At 59.6% G+C, this 22,215-nt stretch carries 17 protein-coding genes, 1 tRNA gene and 1 pseudogene; 14 read left to right on the plus strand and 5 right to left on the minus strand.

All coding sequences use genetic code 11. The features are described from left to right. Window positions 1-2: 2 nt before the first annotated feature. Window positions 3-809 carry a 3-keto-disaccharide hydrolase gene (locus tag Pan181_RS23410; protein WP_145250949.1) on the minus strand — a complete coding sequence of 269 codons (807 nt, stop codon included), beginning with the start codon at window positions 807-809 and terminating at the stop codon, window positions 3-5. 182 nt (window positions 810-991) lie between these two features. Here Pan181_RS23410 and Pan181_RS23415 point away from each other — a divergent pair, with 182 nt between their 5' ends. The 5 genes and pseudogenes from Pan181_RS23415 (at window position 992) to Pan181_RS23435 (ending at window position 6,093) form a co-directional block, all read left to right on the plus strand. Then, the gene (locus Pan181_RS23415; RefSeq protein ID WP_145250952.1) at window positions 992-2,122 is read left to right on the plus strand and encodes a hypothetical protein; all 1,131 of its coding nucleotides are present in this window, start codon (window positions 992-994) and stop codon (window positions 2,120-2,122) included. Between the two features lie 305 nt (window positions 2,123-2,427). Further along, complete coding sequence (locus tag Pan181_RS23420) at window positions 2,428-3,453, plus strand: IS110 family RNA-guided transposase (protein ID WP_197528511.1); 1,026 nt, start codon at window positions 2,428-2,430, stop codon at window positions 3,451-3,453. Between the two features lie 287 nt (window positions 3,454-3,740). Next, a pseudogene (locus Pan181_RS27090) lies at window positions 3,741-4,433 on the plus strand (RHS repeat-associated core domain-containing protein); the annotation flags it as partial. Window positions 4,434-4,531: 98 nt separating this feature from the next. After that, the gene (locus Pan181_RS23430; protein ID WP_145250958.1) at window positions 4,532-4,930 is read left to right on the plus strand and encodes a hypothetical protein; all 399 of its coding nucleotides are present in this window, start codon (window positions 4,532-4,534) and stop codon (window positions 4,928-4,930) included. 221 nt (window positions 4,931-5,151) lie between these two features. Beyond that, window positions 5,152-6,093 carry an IS5 family transposase gene (locus tag Pan181_RS23435; RefSeq protein ID WP_145244898.1) on the plus strand — a complete coding sequence of 314 codons (942 nt, stop codon included), beginning with the start codon at window positions 5,152-5,154 and terminating at the stop codon, window positions 6,091-6,093. A gap of 1,534 nt (window positions 6,094-7,627) precedes the next feature. Here the strand turns inward: Pan181_RS23435 and Pan181_RS23440 are convergent. Next, window positions 7,628-7,701 (minus strand) — tRNA-Pro (locus Pan181_RS23440). Between the two features lie 159 nt (window positions 7,702-7,860). Between Pan181_RS23440 and Pan181_RS23445 the strand changes: the two genes are divergently transcribed. Then, window positions 7,861-8,106, plus strand: coding sequence for a hypothetical protein (locus Pan181_RS23445; protein WP_145246355.1), 246 nt, complete (start codon window positions 7,861-7,863; stop codon window positions 8,104-8,106). Window positions 8,107-8,143: 37 nt separating this feature from the next. Beyond that, window positions 8,144-9,250 carry an ISKra4 family transposase gene (locus Pan181_RS23450; protein WP_231943638.1) on the plus strand — a complete coding sequence of 369 codons (1,107 nt, stop codon included), beginning with the start codon at window positions 8,144-8,146 and terminating at the stop codon, window positions 9,248-9,250. A gap of 95 nt (window positions 9,251-9,345) precedes the next feature. Here the strand turns inward: Pan181_RS23450 and Pan181_RS23455 are convergent, their stop codons facing one another. Continuing rightward, a complete protein-coding gene (locus Pan181_RS23455) occupies window positions 9,346-10,578 on the minus strand; it encodes an LL-diaminopimelate aminotransferase (RefSeq protein WP_145250961.1) in 1,233 nt (410 codons plus the stop codon). Window positions 10,579-10,796: 218 nt separating this feature from the next. Here Pan181_RS23455 and Pan181_RS23460 point away from each other — a divergent pair, with 218 nt between their 5' ends. Continuing rightward, on the plus strand, window positions 10,797-11,975 hold the full coding sequence (locus tag Pan181_RS23460) for a DUF1570 domain-containing protein (RefSeq protein WP_197528636.1): 1,179 nt from the start codon (window positions 10,797-10,799) through the stop codon (window positions 11,973-11,975). An 8-nt stretch (window positions 11,976-11,983) separates the two neighbouring features. Here the strand turns inward: Pan181_RS23460 and nadA are convergent, their stop codons facing one another. Further along, a complete protein-coding gene (gene nadA, locus Pan181_RS23465; RefSeq protein ID WP_145250967.1) occupies window positions 11,984-13,114 on the minus strand; it encodes a quinolinate synthase NadA in 1,131 nt (376 codons plus the stop codon). A gap of 170 nt (window positions 13,115-13,284) precedes the next feature. Here nadA and Pan181_RS23470 point away from each other — a divergent pair, with 170 nt between their 5' ends. The 6 genes from Pan181_RS23470 (at window position 13,285) to Pan181_RS23495 (ending at window position 20,974) form a co-directional block, all read left to right on the plus strand. Beyond that, entirely contained in the window at window positions 13,285-14,151 is an 867-nt protein-coding gene (locus Pan181_RS23470) for a FliM/FliN family flagellar motor C-terminal domain-containing protein (RefSeq protein ID WP_145250970.1), read from the plus strand. 172 nt (window positions 14,152-14,323) lie between these two features. Beyond that, window positions 14,324-14,548, plus strand: coding sequence for a hypothetical protein (locus Pan181_RS23475; protein ID WP_145250973.1), 225 nt, complete (start codon window positions 14,324-14,326; stop codon window positions 14,546-14,548). A gap of 201 nt (window positions 14,549-14,749) precedes the next feature. Next, window positions 14,750-16,522, plus strand: coding sequence for a biosynthetic-type acetolactate synthase large subunit (gene ilvB, locus Pan181_RS23480; protein ID WP_145250976.1), 1,773 nt, complete (start codon window positions 14,750-14,752; stop codon window positions 16,520-16,522). 482 nt (window positions 16,523-17,004) lie between these two features. Then, window positions 17,005-18,822, plus strand: coding sequence for a hypothetical protein (locus tag Pan181_RS23485; protein WP_145250979.1), 1,818 nt, complete (start codon window positions 17,005-17,007; stop codon window positions 18,820-18,822). Window positions 18,823-18,833: 11 nt separating this feature from the next. After that, window positions 18,834-19,730: a glycosyltransferase family 2 protein gene (locus Pan181_RS23490; RefSeq protein ID WP_231943685.1), complete on the plus strand. Its 897-nt coding sequence runs from the start codon at window positions 18,834-18,836 to the stop codon at window positions 19,728-19,730. A gap of 80 nt (window positions 19,731-19,810) precedes the next feature. Then, on the plus strand, window positions 19,811-20,974 hold the full coding sequence (locus tag Pan181_RS23495; protein ID WP_145250982.1) for a M24 family metallopeptidase: 1,164 nt from the start codon (window positions 19,811-19,813) through the stop codon (window positions 20,972-20,974). A gap of 21 nt (window positions 20,975-20,995) precedes the next feature. Here the strand turns inward: Pan181_RS23495 and ribB are convergent, their stop codons facing one another. Next, window positions 20,996-22,204, minus strand: coding sequence for a 3,4-dihydroxy-2-butanone-4-phosphate synthase (ribB, locus tag Pan181_RS23500; RefSeq protein ID WP_145250985.1), 1,209 nt, complete (start codon window positions 22,202-22,204; stop codon window positions 20,996-20,998). Window positions 22,205-22,215: the final 11 nt, after the last annotated feature.

The raw sequence follows: 22,215 nt of genomic DNA on the forward strand, positions 1-22,215 counted from the left end.
GCTCATTTGTTGTTGCCGTAGACTTCGCTGACCGGCGTTTCATTGTCGCCGTTTTTCAGGAAGGGTTCGCGAACTTGTTCGCCTTCGGCTGGTTTGAATTCACGGATCCAGATGTTGCGATAGCGAACTGGGTTGCCGTGATCTTGAAGCGAGATCGCACCCTTTTCGCCCATCGGCTTGTACTCTGGCGGGCGGTGGTAAGGGGTGTCGCCCAGCAAAGCGAAGTGATTATGAATCAAAACGCCGTTGTGCACTACCGTAATATAGGCGGGCGAGACCAATTCGCCATCTTCATCGAATCGAGGGCAGGTCCAGAAGATGTCGTAGGTGTTCCACTCACCGGGCTTGCGGGTCGCGTTTACCGCAGGAGGAGTCTGCTTGTAGATCGCGCCGGCCTGGCCGTCGTGGTAGGTCTTGGTGGTGTACGAGTCGAGCACTTGGATCTCGTAGGTGTCCATCAGGAACACGCCGCTGTTGCCGCAGCCCTGACCTTCGCCGCTGGGAGGATTCGGCGACGACCATTCGATGTGCAGTTGGCAATCGCCAAACTTTTCCTTGGTGCGGATGCCGCCATTGCGAACCGTGGCCACCCCGTCTTCCACCAGCCACTTGTCGCCGTTGTCCCAGGCGTCGAGGCTCTTGCCATCGAACAGCACCACCGCGTCCGAAGGAGCATCGCTGTTCTCTTCGCCCGGTGTCACCTTGGCAGGTTCCTGCCATTTGATGCCGTTGAGGTACTCATCGGCGTTAGAGTTGTCGCAAAGTTGCGCGAGGACGACCGCCAGTGCTAGCAAGAGGATCTTTTTCATGACTCGACAAATCCCAGGTGAATAAGAAAAAATGCGTCCAACCGAGGGGGCACCCCACGGCAAAAACGCTCTGTTTACGCACATTCTACTCCCGCGACCGACCGGTTGCCACACTTGTCAGCCACCCAGGGAACAGGCGAAAATAGCTGCTTACTTTTCGATCTCGCGAATGGACAATCGGCATGACCGCTGGCACTATCGAACAGACCCGTAGCGAACTTACCGACAAGTATGTCTCGTTGGCTAGTTCGCCCCCCGAGTACGCCCGCTTTGCTGGGCTCGTCGGGCAGGTGAAGACCGTCAACATGAACGGTCGGGCGCTGGTGGAGTGGTATGGCTACCACGGCAACATCGGTTGGTACGATCTGGACCCCGCACTCCTCAAAGTGGTGGAGCGGCCCGCCGAACTCGACCCGCCGAAGCCGGCTGCCAAGAAAGCGGCTCCGGCCGCCGGAGCGAAGAAGCCAGCCGCCAAACTTTCGCCGCTCGAGCAGCTGCGTCAGCAAGGTGCCAAGAAGGACAAACCAGCCGCGGCCAAGAAGCCAGCCGGCGGGGGACTCTCACCGCTTGAGCAACTGCGCCAGAAGGGTGCCGGCAAGTCGGCTCCCGCGAAGAAGAGCGAAGGCTTGTCGCCGATCGAGCAACTCCGTCAGCAAGGAGCCAAGAAGTCGGCTCCCGCGAAGAAGAGCGAAGGCCTGTCGCCGATCGAACAACTGCGTCAGCAAGGAGCCAAGAAGAAGTCCGATGCGCCGGCCAAGCCTGCTGGCAAGCCATCGACTTCCGACATCCTCGCACAACTCCGTGGCGGAGGTGGCGGGCAGGCCACGCCCGCCAAACCAGCGCCGCCCGCGGATAAACCCAAAGGCACCGCCGACATCATCGCTCAACTGCGAGGCGGAAGCGCGCCGCAAGCCAAGTCGGCCCCGTCGCCAAAGCCAGCCGCTTCGGCAGGCCCACCCAGCAGCACGTCCGACATCATCGCCCAGCTTCGCGGCGGAGGAGCCGGCAAACCGGCCACCGCACCAGTGTCCGACGTGCCAGACGTCGCAGGCCTGCCGACCAACACGGCCGCCATCATTGCCCACCTGCGGGGCGAAACCACGAGCAGCGCCGCCGCTGCCCCCGCGCCGGTAACGCCCGCCTCGCCCGCGACCGATACGCCGAGCAGCACGGCTGACATCATCGCGCAGCTTCGCGGTGGAGGAGCCGGCAAACCAGCCACCGCTCCAGTGTCCGACACGCCAACCTCTAGCGATGCCGCTCCCACCAGTACGGCCGAGATCATCGCCCATCTCCGCGGTCAAGTGAAATAGCTAGACCGTCCGCCAGGAGAGTGGAAGGCGGGACGTTAAGTCGTAGCTCCAGAACGGGGTTCCATCGCCGGATTGTTCGGAACGAAACTGGCGGTGGAGGAGAGCTGCGTCACTTCTACAACGATGAACAGTGGTAACGGTACTCGATGACACCACCGAATGGGATGTCGACACCGACGGCAGCGACATCGATAACGAGTGAAAACATGGGAATCAGCCCGTTGCGTGCGTTGTCGCGTGCACCGGGGCGTGGTACACCGACGGACGGTTATTCGCCCGTCTCACCCCGACGCAAGGAGATTCCCATGAAGTACGTTGGTGCCGATTTGCATAAGAAGACCGTTAGCCTGTGCGTGGTCGAATGGCACGACCACTCCACGCGAGTCGTCCAGCGAAAGCGACTACGCTGCGACGAGCCCGATCAGATCGGCGAGTTCCTCGCCTCGCTCGGGGAGTTTTGCATCACCGTCGAGGCGACCATCGGCTACGACTGGTTTGCGGCCCTGGCCGAACCGCTGGCCCGGCGGGTGGTGATCGCCCACCCCCATAAACTCCGCGTCATCGCCGACAGCACTCGCAAGAGCGACAAGATCGATGCCCAGACGCTGGCCGACTTTCTGGCTCACAACATGATCCCCGAAGCGTGGCGAGCCACGCCCCGCGTGCGGCAACATCGCTCGCTGATCCGCCGACGGCAGAAGGTGCAGAATCGCATCACCTCGATCAAGACCACGATTCGCGCGCTATTGACCCGTTACAACGCCGACCGCCGCGACCTGTTCACTCGCATCGGGCGGAAGGCCCTCAGACAGTTTCAATTTCTCGACGAAGAACGGTGGCTCGTTGACGACCTGTTGGAAGACCTCGACCAGGCCCGGCACCACTTGGCGAACGTCGATTGCCGGTTGCGTGAGTTCGCCGAGCGGGCACCGCTGGCCGAACGCGAAGCCCGCGAGGTGTTGGCCACGCTTCCCGGCGCAGGTCCGGTGACCATCAACGTGCTACTGGCCGAGTTGGGCGACTGGCGACGGTTTACTAGCGGCGATGCGGTGGTCGCCTTTGCGGGACTGTCGCCCGGGTTCCGCGAAAGCGATGGCCACCGCAAGGCCTTGGGCATCACCAAAGCGGGCTCGCCGCTGTTGCGGTGGGCGATGATTCAACTGGCCCACCGGGTCAAGCAATCGAGCAGCCGCTGGCGGACGACCTTCGAGCGATTAAGCCAACGCACCGGCAAGAAAAAGGCGACCTGTGCGATTGCCCGGCGACTGCTCTTGGTCGTCCACGCCATGCTCCGCGACGGACGAGCCTACCAGTTTGCCGCGGCCAAGTAGCCATCCACGAACGAACCGACCGTAAGCCAGGATGATCTCGATATAGAGAATGCCGGCGGAGAGCGACTCCGATCGGCGCACGAGTGAATGGGACATTCTTCGCCGACGTTTTTATGGGACACTTGCCAACGGAGTAGCGGGTGATCACCGCATAGATGTTTGAGCACGGACGGCAGGTCCGATGACTCGCATACCCCAGCGGTCTTGGTTCAACGAAATAAAACATCCGACAATAGGAGAAAATGATGATCCCCTAAGAAACCACGCTTGACAAAGATTCCCATAGATTTCTGTATACCGGAAGGAGAATCGATCCCGAGACGGGGCTGTATCAGTACCGGCTGAGAGTTTACCATCCTCAACTCGGCAGGTTCCTGACAAATGACCGGCTGGAGTATTTGGATGGGCTAAATCTTTATCAATATGTCGGTGGGAATCCTGTAATCTCAACGGACCCTTCAGGACAGGCTGCCTTGGTGATAGGCGGAGGTGGCACCGCACTGGCAACGGGTTGTGGCTGTGCTGGTGCGGCAGCCGCCGCTCCAGTGGTCATTGCTGGTACTGCCTGTGTGGCTGGGCCCGCGGCTGGCTACTGGTGCGGTAGGCGGGCTGAAGAGAAGTGGGGATTTGGAAAAGCAATTGGAGAGTGGTGGTGCCCAGTACAACCAACACGACCAGTGAATCCATCAGTAGGGACAGGGGCCGGGGAGGGGGACGGTGGAACAGACAACTTCGAAGATGTGATTTCTCCCCCTTTTAGGGGGCCACCGGGTGATACACTAAGGGGCAGGGGGCAGTCACGCACGTATGGGGAGGATGGGTATCCAGAAACAGATAGAGACACCGCCCATGATGGAGAGGAAGATCATTCACATGATTGGGGAAGGCCAGAAGGCGGCGGGCCGCCAACGCACGATGATCGCGGACCACCGAGGCCACCGAAGCCAGGCGACCCTCCTCCTCCTCGCGGTGGCGAATGATTGTATCCAGCTGACAGTGTGTGCAAAGTGCGCAGCTAGGACGTAAAGCCAGTAATATGCTAGTCTAGTGGGGGATTTGCAATTAAGGAGACGCACGGATGATACCACTAAGGAACAAAGAACTCGTCGAAGAGGTAGTTGGAAGTTGGCCGGACTTTCACGATGCCACGCTCGATGAGTTGCGGCTATCGCGAGGCGAAGATGGTACGTCAATGTTGACAATTGGTGTGCAGTTATTTGACACAAAGAAATACAAGGATCACACGGGGCATTTCGTTCAAGAGAGGGCATGTTTCGTCGAGTTGCGTTTCTCTGATATTGCATTGCAGCAATTACAGTTAGTCACTTTCCCAGATGTGCTTTTCTCGTTACGAGTAGACCGGTTAGATCTTGATGCGTCCACAGAGAGGCTGCTCCGCCTTGAGCTGCAATCAGCCATTGAAGGAACCCTCGTGATAGTATGTGCGGAAGCTTGGGTTGAGAGAGTGTTGCAGTAACCTAGTGGGACTAGCGTACAGAATTAGGAGTTGCGTCCATAGTGATGCCATACAGAAAGCCTCGCCAGTGACGACTGCAACACGGCTCACAGAAGCGAAACCGCTGAACGATAACACCGAAGCATTGTGTGGTTCAAACGGCCTTGTTGAACAATTAGTCACAAACCTCCGTAAAAACTAACGTGGAATGGAACCACGTACCTTTTTTACGGAGATCGAACATGGCTACGAAAGAAAAACGAACCTACAAAGTCACGAACTGGAAGGAGTATAACAAGTCGCTCATCGAGCGTGGAAACATCACTATTTGGTTTAGCGACGAGGCGTTGGAGAACTGGGAACATCCTAACGACCAGACAAAAGTCGGTCGCCCTTTTGTCTTCAGCGATACGGCGATCGAGTGCTTGCTGACGATTCGCGAACTGCTGAAACTTCCCTATCGGCAGACTGAGGGATTCGGCCGCTCGCTGGTGGCGATGTTGGGCGTCGAGGCAGCGATTCCCAATTATTCTTCGCTCGCCAAGCGAGCCAGCAAGCTGAATGTTTCGCTCGATATCGCTAACAAGAGGGGCGACATCGATATCGTGGTGGATAGCACCGGCATGAAAGTGTTTGGCGAGGGCGAATGGAAGATGCGGACGCATGGCAAGTCGAAGCGGCGGACATGGCGGAAGCTGCATTTGTCGGTGAATCCTGACACCCGCGAGATTGTGGCGGAGATTTTGACCGAGAACAGTTGCCACGATGCCGATGCGGTTCCCGAAATGCTGGAGCAGGTGGAGCAGCCCGTAAAAAAGTTTCACGGCGACGGTAGTTACGACAAGTGGAAGGTTTATGAAGGGCTGGAATCCGAAGGCATTGAGCCGGTGATTCCGCCGCAGCACAACGCCAAGATCAAACAACATGGCAACTCTGCGGAGGAGCCTTTGCCCCGGGACGAGGCAATTCGTCAGATTCGACGCAAGGGGCGTAGGAGTTGGAAAGAGGAAGTGGGCTATCATCGTAGAAGCTTGGCGGAAACGACCATGTACCGAGTGAAACAAAGCTTTGGGAGCCATCTCAAAAACCGAGTATTCGAAAACCAACAAACGGAAGCCCGCTTGCGCTGTAAAATCATCAATCAATTCACCCAACTCGGGCTTCCACAGTTCGAGTGGAGTTAGTCAACAAGGCCGGTTCAAACTAAAAAACCCGCCACATCCGAAGATGTGACGGGCTCTGAATAGGGAGACCTGTCGGCCTCCCTGTCTGTTCTGAAAAGACCCCACCGAACCGTAAGGTGCCCAGTTCGGCGGGGCTGGCAGGGGATCGCCACTTGGACCAAAAGCACCCTCTGCCAACGTTTATAAACACGGCAGCGTGGCACTGTTAGCCATTCTTTTTTTGGTGCCACTGCTGACTTGTCGCGGACGGCCTTTCCAGATCGCATGGCAGTAGCAACGGCTAGATGATGAGTCGCCACGTTACCCAATGACCAGCAGTGTATTGGATGCTTGGTGCGGGGCGTCACGATACTCGAAGAACTGAGCAGCCAACGAATCCCGGCTACGGATCGCGGCAGTGCATGGACTAGGATGTGGATAGCGGTTTCTAGCCACGGATGAACACGGCTTATCACGGATGGGATAGCCTCTTGGACTTCGCCCACCGACAACTGGGCGTGGTGCGTTCTGCGAAGTGGCCATGCGTGGTGCGCCCAGCTGTCGGTGCTAGCCAGTTGCTCTGCGGGATCGGCGTCTCTGCCATGTTGGCTCGATTCTCGTGCCGTTCTCTGGTGCTACCCTCCCCGGGCCTGATAGCCCGACCCGTGTCTCTTTATTGGCCGCAAGCGGGAGGGTGAAATTTGGTGCTTGGATTCTCACCACTTTTCGCTGGGAATTGGCCACCCGTGGTGTTCTAATGGACAGTTCGTGTGATCCGTTGTTGGTGGTCAGTAGTCCGTTGTTGGAGGGTGGAGAGATGTAACCGAGTGAACATGAAATCCACTGAAACCATCGACCACGCAAGCGCGCTGTAGGAGCGGTCTCTGACCGCGATGGCCCTTGTGTTGGGTTCGCTGCTGCGCGCGTGTCAAAGCTGTAGGCTTTCAGCTGAAGCGGTAGGCTAGATCTTTCAGTCGCCGGAAGCTCCTTCAAGATGACATATTCGAATTCCGCATTCCGCAATCCCAAATCCCCAATCGTGTCTCCTCCCCAGAATAGTTTCCCATGGGTGGGAATCTATTCTGGGCAACTATCCTGGAGGTGTTGATGCAACTCATTGCTAACAAACGACTTGCGATTGATTCCCGCCGGGAAAATAGATTCCCACTCGATGCGTTTTGGGAAATGGGAATCTATTTGGGGGTGAAAACCACTGGTTTTGTAGAGTGCGTGCAGATTCAATTTTCCCATCGGTGGGTAAATTGGGAATCTATCTGGGGCGTTGGGAATCTATTTGCACGGCAGTGGGAAACTGCTCGGGAGCAAGCGTGTCTCCAGAGCAGGGGAGGCGGGGATACCGTTGCCTGGCCCGTCGAAGCGAGTTGCTGGCAGAGTGGGACTTGTCCTGGGGGCGAGCGCCCGCAGCGTTGCAGATAATCTGGTCCCGAAAGTAGGAGGCCAGAGAGAAAGGAGTTAAGCCAGCAGCAGAGCACCAAACAAAAACCGCCGGCCAGGCGATGCACCAGGCCGGCGGTCAGTATGGACTTAACACAAATCGGGGCGACACGATTCGAACGTGCGACCTACTGCTCCCAAAGCAGTCGCGCTACCAGGCTGCGCCACGCCCCGTAAGTGGCCCCTTATCGTAGCAGCCACCCGGGGTGGTGGCAATCGCTAACCGCGTGGGGGCCGATAATTGTGTAAGCGTCTCGAAAGTAGGCATGAAATCGGTTCTAATATATTGTGCCGGGTGACTCTTCCTATTTTGCCACACGCCAGGAGATGATCATGGCCTATTCGCCGCGTGAGCCAATCGAGCTAAACGAAGAGGAGCAGCGAGTTTACGAGCTGCTGGGAGATTGCTTCGAGCAGGAACGCCGGCGGATCGCGAAGGCGCTCGCTGGCAAGGACGACTCGAATCTGTTTGGGCAGACGGAGTTCGACCTCCGCGACCGAGTGCATGCACTCGGAGCCAAGGCCTTGGAAACAGTCGCCAACGAGCGACAAAAAAAGGGACGGGTACGAGAAAGCTAGCTGCGTCTGCCCGACCTGCAATGGCGACGCCCGCTGCGTGAACGTTCGCTCGCGGTGGGTCGATAGCCTGCTCGGCCCACTGCAAGTGAGGCGTCACTACTACCACTGCCGCCGGTGCCGTCACGGATTGTTTCCGCGGGACAAAACGTTGGGACTCGGCAAGCGAAAGTTTAGTCCGGCCGCGGCCCAGGTGGTGAGCATCGCCGGCGTGCAAACGAGCTTCGCTCAGTCGAGCGAAGTGACACTTCGTAAACTGTGTGGACTGAAAGTCAGCGAGTCGACCGTCGAACGAGTCACCGAAGACGCTGGCGAGCGTCTCCAAACGTTACTCGCCGAAGGCGAGACGTTTGGCAACACAGAGCCGTTCGCCTGGCAACGCGATGCGCATGGCAAGACGTGCGCGTACGTGAGTCTCGACGCCACAGGCGTGCGACAGCAAGGCCCTCGTGGCGCGCAGGCCGAGGGCCGCATGGCGTACGTCGGCATGATTTACAACATAAACAGCGAGCAGGATGCTCGCTCGCCCGACCCGCATTCGGTGCGGTATTTATCGGGGTTTTATGAACTCCCGGAACTTGGGCGGCAACTGCGTCGCCAAGCCGCCGCGGTTGGGTGGGACGAGGCAGAGCAGCAGATCGCGATCTCGGATGGCGGTGCTGGTTTAGAAGAGTTCTTGCGAGTGCACTTCCCGCGTGCGGAGCGGATCCTCGACTTCTGGCACGCGAGTGAGTACCTGGTGGAATTAAGCCAGTCGCTCTATCCGGACGACGAGGAGCATCGCACTGCTCAGTTGGCATCGTGGTGTCACCGGCTGAAGCACCAAGGAGGCTTGAGCATCGTGTGGATGTTGCAGTCGCTGGAGAAGACCAACTGGTCTTCCGCTCAACGCGAAGCTTATACGACCTGCCTGCGATACTTCCAAAACCACCAGCACAAGATGAACTACCCCCGCTACGTGGCCCACGGCTGGCAGATCGGCAGCGGCCCGGTCGAGAGCGCGTGCAAAACCGTCGTGGCGGGGCGCTTGAAGCAAAGCGGCATGCGCTGGAGCCAGCACGGCTCAAACGCCGTGTGCCACCTCCGCGCCCTCTACCTCAGCCAACGCGGCTGCTGGGAAGACTACTGGCAAAAGTACGCAGCTTAAGCAAACTGCCCACAATTGTGACGCTTACACCCGATAATTGCTTAGGACAGCCCGGAAACCGGTGAAGTTCGGTGTTCGGGCCCAAAAATAGGAGGTTAAAACACGGGTGCCAGCGACTTGAGACGGGCTTCGGTTTCCGCCATCAGGGCGTCTTCGGCTGCTTCGTCGGCAGCGACGTAGGTCACGCTGAACCGCAAGTACGGGCCGGCGTCGTCCCAAGGCACGGTGCAGATCGACTGCTCGCGGATCAGGTACTGACTGGCGGCTTCGCCGTTTTCGAAGGTGGTGCCATCGGCCAGCCCCTTAGGAGCCGGTGTGTACAGGAAGTAAGTGCCGCCGGGCATGGAGCATTCGAATCCACAACGCTTGAGTACCTCGACCAGCTTCGTCATCCGGCGACGGTACTTTTCGCGAGTTTGCTGAGGAATCGAAGCATCGTCCAACGCCGCGGCAGCTGCTTTCTGGATGGCGATGAACTGACCGGAGTCGCTGTTGTCCTTCACGTCGGCAAACGCCTGCACGATGAGCGGATGACCACAGACCCAGCCGAGACGCCAACCGATCATGTCGAAGCCTTTCGACATGCTGTGGACTTCGACGCCGACCTCTTTGGCGCCGGGCACCGACAGGAAGCTGGTCGGTGGATGGTCGAACGATAGCATCGAGTGGGCTGCGTCCTGCACGACGACAATTTGGTGCTGCTTGGCGAACTCCACGACCTTTTCGTAGAACTCGGTGGTGGCTGTCTTGCCGGTCGGGCTGTTGGGATAGTTGATCACCAGCAGCTTGGCCTTGGCCAGGATGTCGGGCGAGATGCCATCGAGGTCGGGGAAAAAGTTGTTCTCTGCCAGCAGTGGCAGCTTGTGGACAATGCCGCCGTAGTAGCGAGTGTGGGTGCCGGCCACTGGGTAACCGGGCACGGTCATCAGGGTGACGTCGCCTGGGTTGATGAACGCGGCCGGTAGCATCGCGTAGGCGGGCTTCGACCCGATCGCGTGATTTACTTCGGTTGCTGCATCGAGCTCGACGCCGAACTCGCGATGCATGAATCGGGCGACGGCCTGCTTGAACTCAATCACCCCGTTGTCGGCATAGCCGCGGTTTTCGGGCTTATTGATTTCGTCGGCCATCACCTGACGCACGTTGGCCGGAGCCATGGAGTCGTTTTCGCCGATGCCGAAGTCGAGCAGCGCCCGCTCGGGATGATCGGCCAAGGCTTGTCGCTTGGCCCGCTTGATCTTCTCGAACTTGTAAATCTCGGTGCCTTTACCGTAGTCGGCACCCCCGATGCGGTCGGCGAACAGCTGCTGAAAATAAGGATCGGCCATGGCATTGTCCAAGCGTTGTCTCTGGAAAATTAGGTTCGGTTGCCAGATTAATGGACCGGTAATCCCAGCACAATGGGCGGTTCTGCGGGGTTTTCGCGCAACCATCCGATTGGCCGAGGTAAAATGGAGTATCGCAGATGCAGGTGAACCTGATATGTAGCAGGCCGCCGTGCGTAGGCTGCCTGGCTGTAGTTCCATACTGTTTGCCCTGGAGAATCATGCTTCCAACTGCTTTCCCTACTTGCTTGATCCTTGCGATGCTGCTGCTGGCGCCGGCGCGGGCGTGGTCCGACGAGCCGACCGACTCCGAGCCGCAACCGGCGGTGCGGGTGACCTTTAGCGACAAGGACGAGCAACGCACCATTACCGGGCGGGTGATCGTTCAGGACCAGGAAGGGGGGATGCTGCTCGAAGGGCAGGATGGTCGGCGGTGGGTGATCGAGGCGGCTAACGTGCTGAATCGCGAAGTGCTTGCGGCCGAGTTCACCCCGCTCACCCACGACCAACTCGCCGAGCAGACGCTCGCGGAACTGCCCGAGGGGTTCAGCGTTCATACGACTCCGCACTACGTGGTGTGCTTCAACACGAGCCGGGCGTTTGCTCAGTGGACCAGTTCGCTGCTCGAACGTTTGCATCGGGCGTTTACCAATTACTGGGAGAACCAAGGGTTCGAAGTGCGTGAGCCGGAGTTTCCGCTGGTGGTCATCATCTATGCCACAGCGGATCAGTATCGCGAAGCGAGTCGCGAAGAGCTGGGCTCAGCCGCTGGCAGTGTGATCGGCTATTACAACATGCTGTCGAATCATGTGACGATGTACGACCTGACCGGTGCCGAAGCCATGCGTGGCGACGATGCTGGCAGAGGTTCGCTGAAAGAGATCAATCGCATGCTCACGCAGCCGGCCGCGGTGCCGTTGGTGGCGACCGTCGTGCACGAGGCCACGCATCAGATCGCATTCAATTGTGGGCTTCAGGAGCGGCTGGCCGAGATGCCGCTGTGGTTGGTCGAAGGCATGGCGGTTTACTTTGAGGCTCCCGATCTCTCGAGCAGTCGTGGCTGGCGGGGCATCGGCAAAGTGAATTATCCTCGGCTGAGGACCTTCAAGCAAAACATGACCACCACTCGGCGGTTGTCGGTCGCCGACATGGTGGCCGACGACAAACGCTTCCGCGAGAGTCGCACCGCGGTCGATGCGTACGCCGATGCGTGGGCGTTGAACTACTACCTGATTCGCTACCAGCCCGACCAGTACGTTTCGTACATCCAGGCGATGAGCAAAAAGCTACCGCTGCTGCCGGAAACGCCGGAAGCTCGCAGAGAGGAGTTCCAGAAGCACTTTGGCGATATCGACGATCTCGAACGCGACTTCCTCAAACGCATGTCGCGACTGAAATAGCCGCAGCGTTATTTGACCTCCAGCATGCGCTGCAAAGCTACCAGGCTCCACTTCGCGGTTTCGTCGTCGACTTCAATCAGGTTGGTCGGCGTTCCGTCGCGGTAGTTTTCGAGACTCCACGCCAGGTGCGCCAGGTCGATGCGGTACATCGTTGCGCACATGCAAACCACCGGCGACAGGAAGTGAATCTCCTGCTCGGGGTGCTGCTGCTTCAAGCGATTCACCAAGTGCAGTTCGGTGCCGATGGCCCACTTCGAGCCAGCCGGAGCGTTTTTCACGGTCTGGATGATCTTGCCGGTCGAGCCGTATTCGTCGGCCAGTTCAAACACATCCTGCGGACATTCGGGGTGCACGAGGATTTTGATGCCAGGGTGCTTTTCGCGGAACATCTCCACGTGTTCCGGGCGGAACATCTGGTGCACGCTGCAATGGCCTTTCCACAGGATGACCTTCGATTGCTTCAGCGCTTCCTCGGTGTTGCCACCTAGCTCGCTCGCAAACGGATCCCACACCGGCATCTGGTCGTTCGTGATATCCATGCCGAGCGAGGTATTGCGTCCCAGGTGCTGGTCGGGGAAGAACATCACCCGCGACCGGCGGGCGAACGCCCACTCGAGCGCGGCCTTCGCGTTGCTACTGGTGCAAACAATCCCGCCATGACGACCGACAAACGCCTTGAGGCTGGCTGCCGAGTTGATGTAAGTGACCGGCGTAATGTCGTCGGTATCAATCACTTCGCCGAGTTCGTCCCACGCGTCTTCAATCTGCTCGATCGCAGCCATGTCGGCCATCGAACACCCGGCGGCCATGTCGGGCAGGATCACGTTTACCCGCTCACCAGATCGCTCGGCGAGCTTCTCGGGGCGGTTCGCCAGGATGTCGGCCGTCTCGGCCATGAAGTGCACGCCGCAAAACGCAATCACTCGGCAATCGTCGCTATCCGCTGCAAGCTGCGAGAGCTGGTAGCTGTCGCCCCGCAGGTCGGCCAGCTCCACCACTTCATCCTGCTGGTAATGATGCCCAAGAATCAGCAGCCGATCGCCCAGTTCGCGTTTGATGGTCGCGATCCGCTCGTACAGCTCCTCGTTGGAGAGCGATTTGTAGGGTTTCAGTTCGTGAGCAAGCGAAACAGTAGGCATAGTTCCACGACAATAATAGGAGATACTGGAAACAGGCGTTGCATTATACGCGCTGGCGTCGCTAGCACCCAGACGACGGGCCAGGCGGTTCGCGCAAAGTTTGCCGGCTAGGGTGCCGATACGAAATGGAAGAAACTCTACTCCAAGCTTTCGCCCCCCAATCTGCTAGCATGAGCGATCTGAACGCCGACCTTGTTGCCCAGATGCTGCCAGTCTGCGAAGAAAACGCCGACGAAATCGGTGCTGCCTTGATGCGCGGCATCGACGCCGAGGTAACCGTGGCAGTCGGCACGCCCGACACTTTCAACGCCGATCAGTTGCCCGAAGGGGTCGATGGCCCGGGCCTGGTCATGATGATGCAGTTCGGCGACGAGGCGATGGCCGCCATCCTGCCCGAAGAGTCGGGGCTGCTGCGGGGATGGGTCCGCGAGCCCGACATCACCGGCGAGGGAATGCTCAACACGTTGGCCCAAGAGCTCTCGATGCTCGTGGTGCCCGACACCATGTTCTCCGAGAAGTTCGGGGCGATGTGGGTCGAGAACCTCGCTCAGTCGCTGCAAGATGGCGAGCTGGCCGACGGGGCCTCGCTGCTTCCCTTGGAGCTGACTCAGGATGGGGTGACCTCGCAGCTGATGTTTCTCTGGCCTTGCGCCGAGCCAGCGAAGCTGCTGCCACCGCCGAAACCGAAGGAAGAGCCCGCTAAGGCCGCGGAAAAGGCCAAAGAGCCGCCACCACCTCCGCCGCCACCCTCGCCCAAGTCGCTTACCGAGCTGCCACCCTACGCCCGGCACTTGCTGAAGATCTCGGTGCCGGTCTCGGTGCGACTCGTCAATAAACGGCTTTCCGTGCAGGAAGTGCTGGAACTCGGCCCGGGTGCCATGGTGAGCTTCGACAAATCGTGCGACGACACGCTCGAACTGATGGTCGGCGACCGCATCATCGCTCGCGGAGCGGCCGTGAAGGTCGGCGAGCACTTCGGGCTGGAGGTCGAAGAGATGACGTTGCCCGACGAGCACTTCTACACTGCCCGACGGTAACCGCCCGACGCTCGATGCGCGGAACGACGCGAAAAGCCTGCATAAACCGCACCCGATCGGCCTGCTTTCGGCCGCGACGCGCGGTTCGCAGTCAACCACTCCCCCCTGGCGAGTCGATTTTGTTAACCAGGGTATCGAAGTTCGTATGAAGCTTTGGAGGCGAGTAGTTGCCATGTGGCGTGCATTCTTTCTAGCGGTTGGTGCCTATTGCTGTTTTTTAGGTGTCGAAGCGCTGCTGCTCGACCAGGCGGTGCTCAAACCTCAGGTGCGGGGTGGACAACAAATCGCCCCCGCCCGCGTGATTTCGCCCCCCGACTGGGCCCCGTGGAGCCTGATGGGAGCCGGCGCGGTGGTCGTGCTCTATTCGTTCACGATTCCCAAGCGGGTTACGGGTTAGCGCGGGATCTGGCCGCCGCGATGGCCTAAAATTCCATCGCAGAATCGACGAATCGTGGGGCAAATGGTTGCTCCGCGAGACTTCCGCTCTTATCATGAACCGATTCGCGACCTTTCGTGTCCTCCTTTCCTCTGAAGCGGTTTCAGGGATACCGGTACGGACTTCATCTGTGTTGACACTTCGAGGCAAATAAACGTGGCGATGGCAACCGAGGCAAATCCAACGACCGAATTGACAAGTGGCGCGGACATCGTGGTTCAATCCCTCGTTAACCACGGCGTCGACACCATCTTTGCCTACCCTGGCGGTTGTAGTATGCCGCTGCACCAGGCACTCACGCGATTCAAAGACACCCTGCGCACCATCCTTCCCCGGCACGAGCAAGGGGGCGGTTTCGCCGCCCAAGGCATTGCTCGCAGCACCGGCAAGGTCGGCGTTTGCATGGCAACCAGCGGACCTGGGGCCACCAACCTGGTGACCGCGCTTGCCGATGCCAAGCTCGATAGCGTGCCGCTCGTCGCCATTACCGGCCAGGTGACCACCAAAGTGATCGGCAGCGACGCCTTTCAGGAAACTCCCATCGTGGAAGTTTGCCGCGGAATCACCAAACACCATTACCTGGTGACCGACGTGAACGACGTCGCCCGGGTGATGAAGGAAGCGTTCCTCGTCGCCAGCAGCGGCCGCCCGGGTCCTGTGTTGGTCGATATGCCGAAAGACGTGCTGCTCGACAAGTGCGTGCCGAACTACGATGTCGACATCGAGCTGCCGGGCTTCCAGCTGAACAACCCCAAGGCCCGTCCCGAGCAGATCAAGCAAATCGCCGCAGCCATCAAGCGAGCGAAGCGCCCTGTGATCTACGCCGGCGGCGGTGTGATTACCGGCGAAGCCTCCAACGAGCTTCGCGAACTGGTCAAGAAAACCGGCATTCCGATCACCATGACCGTCATGGGACTCGGCGTCTACCCCGGCACCGACGAACTGTCGCTCGACATGCTTGGCATGCACGGCAGCGTCTACTCGAACTACGCAGTCGACGAAGCCGATTTGCTGATCGCCCTCGGCGTGCGGTTCGACGATCGCGTGACCGGCAAGGTCGAAGAGTTCTGCAAGCATGGCAAGATCATTCATATCGATATCGACGCCGCGGAACTCAACAAAAACAAACCTGCTCACATTCCTGTTTGCAGCGACGTGAAGTTCGCCCTCACCGAGCTCAACAAGATTGTTGAAGCCCCCGAGGACATCAGCGACTGGGTCGCCAAGTGCAAGAAGTGGAAGAAGGACGAACCGTTCCACTACAACCAGGACTATTCTGGCATCACCCAGCAGCACGCCATCCACACGCTTTGGAAGATGACCCACCAGCTCGACCCGGTCATCACCACCGGCGTGGGGCAGCACCAAATGTGGGCAGCTCAGTACTACAAGTTCGACAAGCCAAGAACCTGGCTCTCGTCGAGCGGGCTCGGCACCATGGGCTTCGGCCTGCCAGCCGCGATGGGCGTGCAAAGCCAGTACCCAGGACGTTTGGTCGTCGACATCGACGGCGACGGCAGCTTCCTGATGAACGTGCAGGAACTCGCGACCCTTAGCTGCGAGAAGCTGCCGGTCAAAGTGTTGCTGCTCAACAACCAGCACCTCGGCATGGTCGTGCAGTGGGAAGACCGCTTCATGCAAGGCAACCGGGCGCACACCTACCTGGGACCAATCGACAACCCCGAGTGGTCCGGCGAAGGCGACGGCATCGGCCCGATGGCCCAGGAGCATCGCTTCCCGAACTTCGTCGAGATCGCCAAAGGCTTCGGCTGCGGGTCGGCCTACGTCGAGAAGAAGGAAGACCTCGAAGCCGCACTGCAGGAGATGATCGACTACGACGGCCCCTACGTGCTCGACGTCGCCACTCCATACCAGGAACACGTGCTCCCCATGATCCCCGGCGGTCACACCGTGAAGGACATGATCAAAGAGTAGCACCAGCACTCTCGTTGAGCACGAACACCCCAACAATCGCCGCCCTCCCACTCCACAGGGAGGAGCGGCATTCTTGTTTGGCCTCGTCGCAAGCACCGACTCCCCTCCCCTGCTCTGGCGACGCTCACGAATAGAATCCCAAATTTCCCATAGGTGGGAAAATTGGGAATCTTTTTGACCAGCTTTGGGAATCTATTCCGTCAGGGGCGGGGACTTGGCGGAGTTGGGCGAATGGGAGCGCAGGCGAACAGGTGAACTCGAGCAGGAGGTCGATCGTCGGCTTCGGCATCTACTACGTTTCGGAACGCCTGCTGAGCACCGTAGTCCGAGCGGGTTAAGCAGTTGTATTGGTTGCACGCATCGCACGGGATTCCCGGGTGGCGGAACCTTGCCATGTTGCGAAAAGGCGACAGCCTGGTCGGATTCGGCGGGGTAGCTTTTCCTGGTCCCCTATTTCTCGCGATCGCTTGCCCCCCGCTACTATGCCCACTGAATCCCAATCCGACGACTTCTCGCCAGTCAAACGAACTGAGATCAGCGAAAGCGAACTGGCCTGCGCCAAGCGAGAGTATCGACTCCTTCGCCGGTTGGTGATCCTCGCCCTGTGGGTAGGATGCGCGGTTGCGTTGTCGCTGAACTTCACTGATCCCGACCTGTGGGGACACGTAACCTACGGGCAGGAGGTGATCCGCGACGGGCATCTGCATCGCACCGCAACGCACACCTTTACGGCCGAAGGCTATCCGTGGGTCAACCACGAGAACATCGCCGAGCTGACGTACGCGACGATTTATACCTGGTTCGACGACGAAGGGCTGCAGATTTTCAAATGCCTGGTCGGGCTAGCGATTCTGGGTGCGATGGCTTGGGCGGCCCACCGACAAGGCGTTCGCCCGCTGACGATGGCGGCCTTTTTACTGCTACTGGCGAATAACCTTACTGCGTTCTTCCCGGTCCGTCCTCAGGTGCTGAGTTTCGCCTGGTGCACGACCTTACTATTAACCCTTGAGCTGGCCTTCACTGGTTGGCGGGCTTGGCTCGTCGATGAACCAGCAAGCGACGAGTCGTCGATCACTCCTTGGACTCCGCGGCGTTTGGGCTGGCTGGCCCTGCTACCGGTGATCATGGTGCTGTGGACCAACTCGCACGGGGCGTTCGTCGCTGGCATTTGCATCACGGGAGCCTACCTGGCCGGGCGAATCGTCGAGGCCATTTACTACCAGCGTACTAAGTCGCTCGGCATCGTCGCGGCGATGGTCGTCGCCGGACTGCTGGTGCTCGCAGCCACGTTCGTGAATCCCTACGGCACCGGGCTGCATGAGTGGTTGCTACTATCGCTCGGCAGCCCCCGCCCGGAGATTACCGAGTGGGCGGCCCCCAAACCATCGGACCCAGTGTTCTGGCCGCTGATGACTTTGATTGCGGTCGCGATCGCGAGCATCGCGTTCACCCGCCAGCGTCGCGACTGGGTGCAAATCGCCATCCTCCTACTGGTGGGTTGGCAAGCCTGCTCGCACCTGCGACACATTGCGTTCTTTACGCTCTTATGCGGGTTCTGGGTACCGGTGCATTTGCAATCGATGCTGCTACGGGCCAAGCCCGACACGAGCAAACTACCGGTCACCCGGCTCGGCACCTGGAGTCGCTGGGGCATTGCGACCGCCCTGTTGGTGGCCATCGGGCTGCAAGCCAATACGCTGGGCAATCGCCTGGAGCGGTTGCCGGTGTATCGCCATAAGTATCCGGTCGACGCGTTCCAATGGATGACCTTCAAGGATCTGCACGGCCGACTAGTGGTTCCGTTTAACTGGGCGCAGTACGCGATTGCCGCGCTGTCGCCGGAGACCACGGTGTCGTTCGACGGGCGTTTTCGCACCTGCTATCCCCAAGAGGTGGTCGACAAGAACTTCGACTTCCTACTCGGCGATAACAAAGGGTATCGCTATCGCCGCCCTGAAGCGGGGCCCATCGATCCGACAGCAGTGCTCGAACTCGGCAATCCCGATCTGGTGCTGATCGATCGGCAATACAACCAACCAATCGAGGTGATGCGGTTGGAATCGGAGAAGCCGAATCCAGCGTGGACCCTGATTTACCAAGACGGCCTCGCCCAGCTTTGGGGCCGCTCGTCGATCTACAACGATCCCCAAAGTGATCAGTACGTGGCTCCTGAGGAGCGGCTGATTACCGACACCCTTCACGTTACCGCTTTCGACTGGCCTGCCCTGCCGGTGCAGCCGACGGCCAAAGTACTCGCCGATCGAGAATCGTCGCAGACACCCAACGAGAACCTTCAATAGCGTACACAACCATGGTTGAATCCTCTCAAGATACCGATACCAAAGTTCGCAGCGACCTGCCTGGTTCGTCGACCGACAACCAGCAGCGCGAGGCCCTGACGAACGAAACCACCAAGCGGATGCTCTCGACCCTGGAAGTGGCCGAAGCTGGTTTGGAGGCCCTTGAACAGCACGACGAAGCGGCCGCGCGGGAGCACGATGCCGCGAGTCGCCGGCGAACCGCGCTGAAAGTCAGCGTGCTGATTCCCGTGTACAACGAGGAGGAGACGATTCGCACGATTGTCGATCGTGTGCTTGCGACCGGCGTTGCCAACGAGGTGGTGATTGTCGACGATGCCAGCACCGATGGCACCCGCGACGTACTGGTCGAACTGGGCCAACGCTCGAACGTGCAAGTGTTGCTGCATGGCTACAACAAAGGCAAAGGGGCCGCCCTGCACACGGCGCTCGCCCACGCCCGCGGCGACATTGTGCTAATTCAAGATGCCGACCTGGAATACGATCCGACCGATTACGAGAAGCTTATCGCTCCAATCCGCTCGGGCGAAGCCGATGTGGTTTACGGTTCGCGATTCCTGGAGAACGCTGAGCAGGACCCCTCCTGGCTGCATCGCTTCGGCAATGCGGCGTTGACCTGGCTGTCGAACGCGACAACAGGATTGCGCCTGACCGATATGGAGACCTGCTACAAGGTGTTCCGCAAGGCAGCGGTCCGCAATATGGTGCTCCGAGAAACCCGGTTTGGCTTCGAGCCGGAGCTGACCGCCAAGCTGGCTCGCCGGAAGTGCCGATTCCTCGAGGTGCCGATTGCTTACAAAAGCCGCGGCTACGACGAGGGGAAGAAAATCCACGTTCGCGACGGCCTGCGAGCCATCTACTGCATCCTGCGATACTGGCTGCTTGACTGACGTATCTATCCGCCGAAGGGCTGTTCGGTCACAATCGAAGAAGTGTTCGTGTTCCTTCTTCGTTTGATCGAGTCGTCCCGATGCCTGATACCGTTACGCTGCTCGCTGGTGTCCCTGATACCAATCGCACCCTGTTTCACCAGATTCGCTTTGCCGTGGGCGACGCCGCGGCTTACCTCGGCAATTTGCCTCCCGAAGGCAAGTCGCTACTGATCATCCGCGACCTGGAAATGCAGCGAGCACGAGCACACGCCCAGGCCGACCAGGTCGCCTGTCCGGCCGACTTTTCCCCGGCCGGCGGACTGTCGGGCGACCGCGACGTAGCCACCGCCCAGGCGGTGGTCGAGCTGCTTACGCAGCGCGGCGTGAAGCAAGTGAAGACCGATCGCTCGCTGCCATTCCTGTTTGCCGCTAAGTTGCTGCAAGCTGGCATCGAAGTGAACCTGGACGACGACCTCGGCGTGAAGTCGCGCCGGGTGAAGTCGGCCGACGAGATTGCCGCGCTGGAGCACGCACAGCAAATCACCGGACAGGTCATGACCAAGGCCTGTCGGTGGATCGCGACCGCGGATGTCGATTCGCAGGGGCAGCTCCTTCAAGAGGGGCAGATTTTAACTAGCGAGCGAGTCCGGCGTCAGATCACTAGCTGGCTGATTGATCTGGGGTTCGCGAATCCTCACGACTCGATCGTCGCCAGCTTGCCGCACGTGGCCGATTGCCATCACAAAGGCACTGGGCCGATTCGTACCGGTTGCCCGGTGGTGGTCGACATTTTTCCGCTCGACACCGAGTCGCACTACAACGGCGACTGCACCCGCACGGTGGTGCATGGCACCGCTTCGGAGGAGTTCATTCGCATGCACGCAGCGGTTCAGGCGGCCAAGCAGGCAGCGATCGACGCGCTGAAGCCTGGCACAACCGGCGATGCTGTCCACCAGGCGACGGTCGCCTCGTTGGCTGAGCATGGCTATCGCTACGTACCAGCGAGCGAAGAACGCGAGCTGGAAACGCCCGTCATGAACCACGGCACCGGCCACGGCATCGGCCTCGACGTGCACGAACCGATCTTGCTATCGACCGATGGCGAGGAGATTCTCGCCGGCGAGGTGTTCACCGTGGAGCCTGGCCTGTACTCCTCGGTGCATGGCGGCGTGCGGATCGAAGACATGGTGCACGTGACCGCAGACGGCCCGGTGACGCTCTCGCCGCTCTACGAAGGCTACGACTGGCTCGAAGTAGAATAGCCACCCGGAGGTCACAACGACCTATTGCGGCAACTGATGGCCCATTTTGTCGCGTTTGGTAGCCATGTAGCGTTCGTTGTACTTGTTGGTCGGCGAGACGATCGGAATCTGATCGACCACCTCAAGGTCAAAGCCACCGTAGATGAACGCGTCGGTCTTCTTGGGGTTGTTGGTCAGCAGCCGGATCTTCCGCAGTCCGAGGTCCTTCAGCAGCTGAATGCCGACGCCATAGTCGCGGGGATCGGCCTTGAAGCCCAGTGCAACGTTGGCTTCCACCGTGTCCATCCCCTGATCCTGTAAGGCGTAGGCTTTTACCTTTTCGACCAGACCAATGCCGCGACCTTCCTGCGGCAAGTAGACCAGCACCCCGCAGCCTTCGCGCGAGATCATGTCGAGCGCCATGTGCAGTTGGTCGCCGCAGTCGCATCGGAGCGATTCAAGCAAGTCGCCGGTGAAGCAGGAAGAATGCAAACGAACCAGCGGGGCCTCGACCGACGTCGGATCGCCGACCACGTAGACCACTGGTTCCTGCGTCTCGTGCTGCACCCCGTAGGCGATGATGCGGCCGGTGCCATAGCGAGTGGGCAATTCAGCCTCGGCCTTACGGTACACCAGCTTCTCGCGGACCCGTCGGTAGGAGATCAGGTCCTCGATGGTGATCATCGCCAAGCCGAACTGTTCGGCGACCGCTACCAGCTCGTCGCGATTGGCCCGATCGCCGGTGGCGTTGAGGATTTCGCAGAGCACGCCAGCGGGCATGAGCCCTGCAAGCCGAGCCAGGTCGACTGCGGCCTCGGTGTGGCCGGCACGGCGGAGCACGCCCCCCTCCTTGGCGACCAAGGGGGCTAAGTGACCAGGACGGGCGAAGTCTTCCGGCACACTTTTCGGATCGCAAATCGCCTGGATGGTGGTCGCCCGCTCCGAGGCGGTGATGCCGGTGCGGTTGGTCCGATGGTCCACGGGAATCGTGTAGGCGGTGCCGAGCGGGGCGGTGTTGTCCTTGACGATCGGCGGCAGATTCAGCCGCTCGCTGACCTCGGGCAGGATCGGCATGCAAAGTTGCCCTTTGCCGTGCGTGATCATAAAGTTCACTATCTCGGGCGTGACTTTTTCTGCCGCGCAGATGAAGTCTCCCTCGTTCTCCCGGTCCTCGGCGTCCACCACCACCACGATCTCGCCACGACCTATGGCTTGGATGGCTTCCTCGATGCTGGTGAATCTGCCGGGCATGATGTTTTGTC

The sequence above is a fragment of the Aeoliella mucimassa genome (genome assembly GCF_007748035.1).
GTDB classification, from domain to species: domain Bacteria; phylum Planctomycetota; class Planctomycetia; order Pirellulales; family Lacipirellulaceae; genus Aeoliella; species Aeoliella mucimassa.

Bases quoted from the DNA above. Each gene is read 5' to 3' on its own strand.
- Pan181_RS23445 (WP_145246355.1), top strand. From the start codon at position 7,861: ATGGCCTATTCGCCGCGTGAGCCAATCGAGCTAAACGAAGAGGAGCAG.
- ribB (WP_145250985.1), bottom strand. From the start codon at position 22,204: ATGCCCGGCAGATTCACCAGCATCGAGGAAGCCATCCAAGCCATAGGT.
- Pan181_RS23420 (WP_197528511.1), top strand. From the start codon at position 2,428: ATGAAGTACGTTGGTGCCGATTTGCATAAGAAGACCGTTAGCCTGTGC.
- Pan181_RS23485 (WP_145250979.1), top strand. From the start codon at position 17,005: ATGCCCACTGAATCCCAATCCGACGACTTCTCGCCAGTCAAACGAACT.
- Pan181_RS23415 (WP_145250952.1), top strand. From the start codon at position 992: ATGACCGCTGGCACTATCGAACAGACCCGTAGCGAACTTACCGACAAG.
- Pan181_RS23435 (WP_145244898.1), top strand. From the start codon at position 5,152: ATGGCTACGAAAGAAAAACGAACCTACAAAGTCACGAACTGGAAGGAG.
- Pan181_RS23470 (WP_145250970.1), top strand. From the start codon at position 13,285: ATGAGCGATCTGAACGCCGACCTTGTTGCCCAGATGCTGCCAGTCTGC.
- Pan181_RS23460 (WP_197528636.1), top strand. From the start codon at position 10,797: ATGCTTCCAACTGCTTTCCCTACTTGCTTGATCCTTGCGATGCTGCTG.
- Pan181_RS23475 (WP_145250973.1), top strand. From the start codon at position 14,324: ATGTGGCGTGCATTCTTTCTAGCGGTTGGTGCCTATTGCTGTTTTTTA.
- Pan181_RS23430 (WP_145250958.1), top strand. From the start codon at position 4,532: ATGATACCACTAAGGAACAAAGAACTCGTCGAAGAGGTAGTTGGAAGT.
- Pan181_RS23495 (WP_145250982.1), top strand. From the start codon at position 19,811: ATGCCTGATACCGTTACGCTGCTCGCTGGTGTCCCTGATACCAATCGC.
- Pan181_RS23490 (WP_231943685.1), top strand. From the start codon at position 18,834: ATGGTTGAATCCTCTCAAGATACCGATACCAAAGTTCGCAGCGACCTG.
- ilvB (WP_145250976.1), top strand. From the start codon at position 14,750: ATGGCAACCGAGGCAAATCCAACGACCGAATTGACAAGTGGCGCGGAC.
- Pan181_RS23455 (WP_145250961.1), bottom strand. From the start codon at position 10,578: ATGGCCGATCCTTATTTTCAGCAGCTGTTCGCCGACCGCATCGGGGGT.
- nadA (WP_145250967.1), bottom strand. From the start codon at position 13,114: ATGCCTACTGTTTCGCTTGCTCACGAACTGAAACCCTACAAATCGCTC.
- Pan181_RS23410 (WP_145250949.1), bottom strand. From the start codon at position 809: ATGAAAAAGATCCTCTTGCTAGCACTGGCGGTCGTCCTCGCGCAACTT.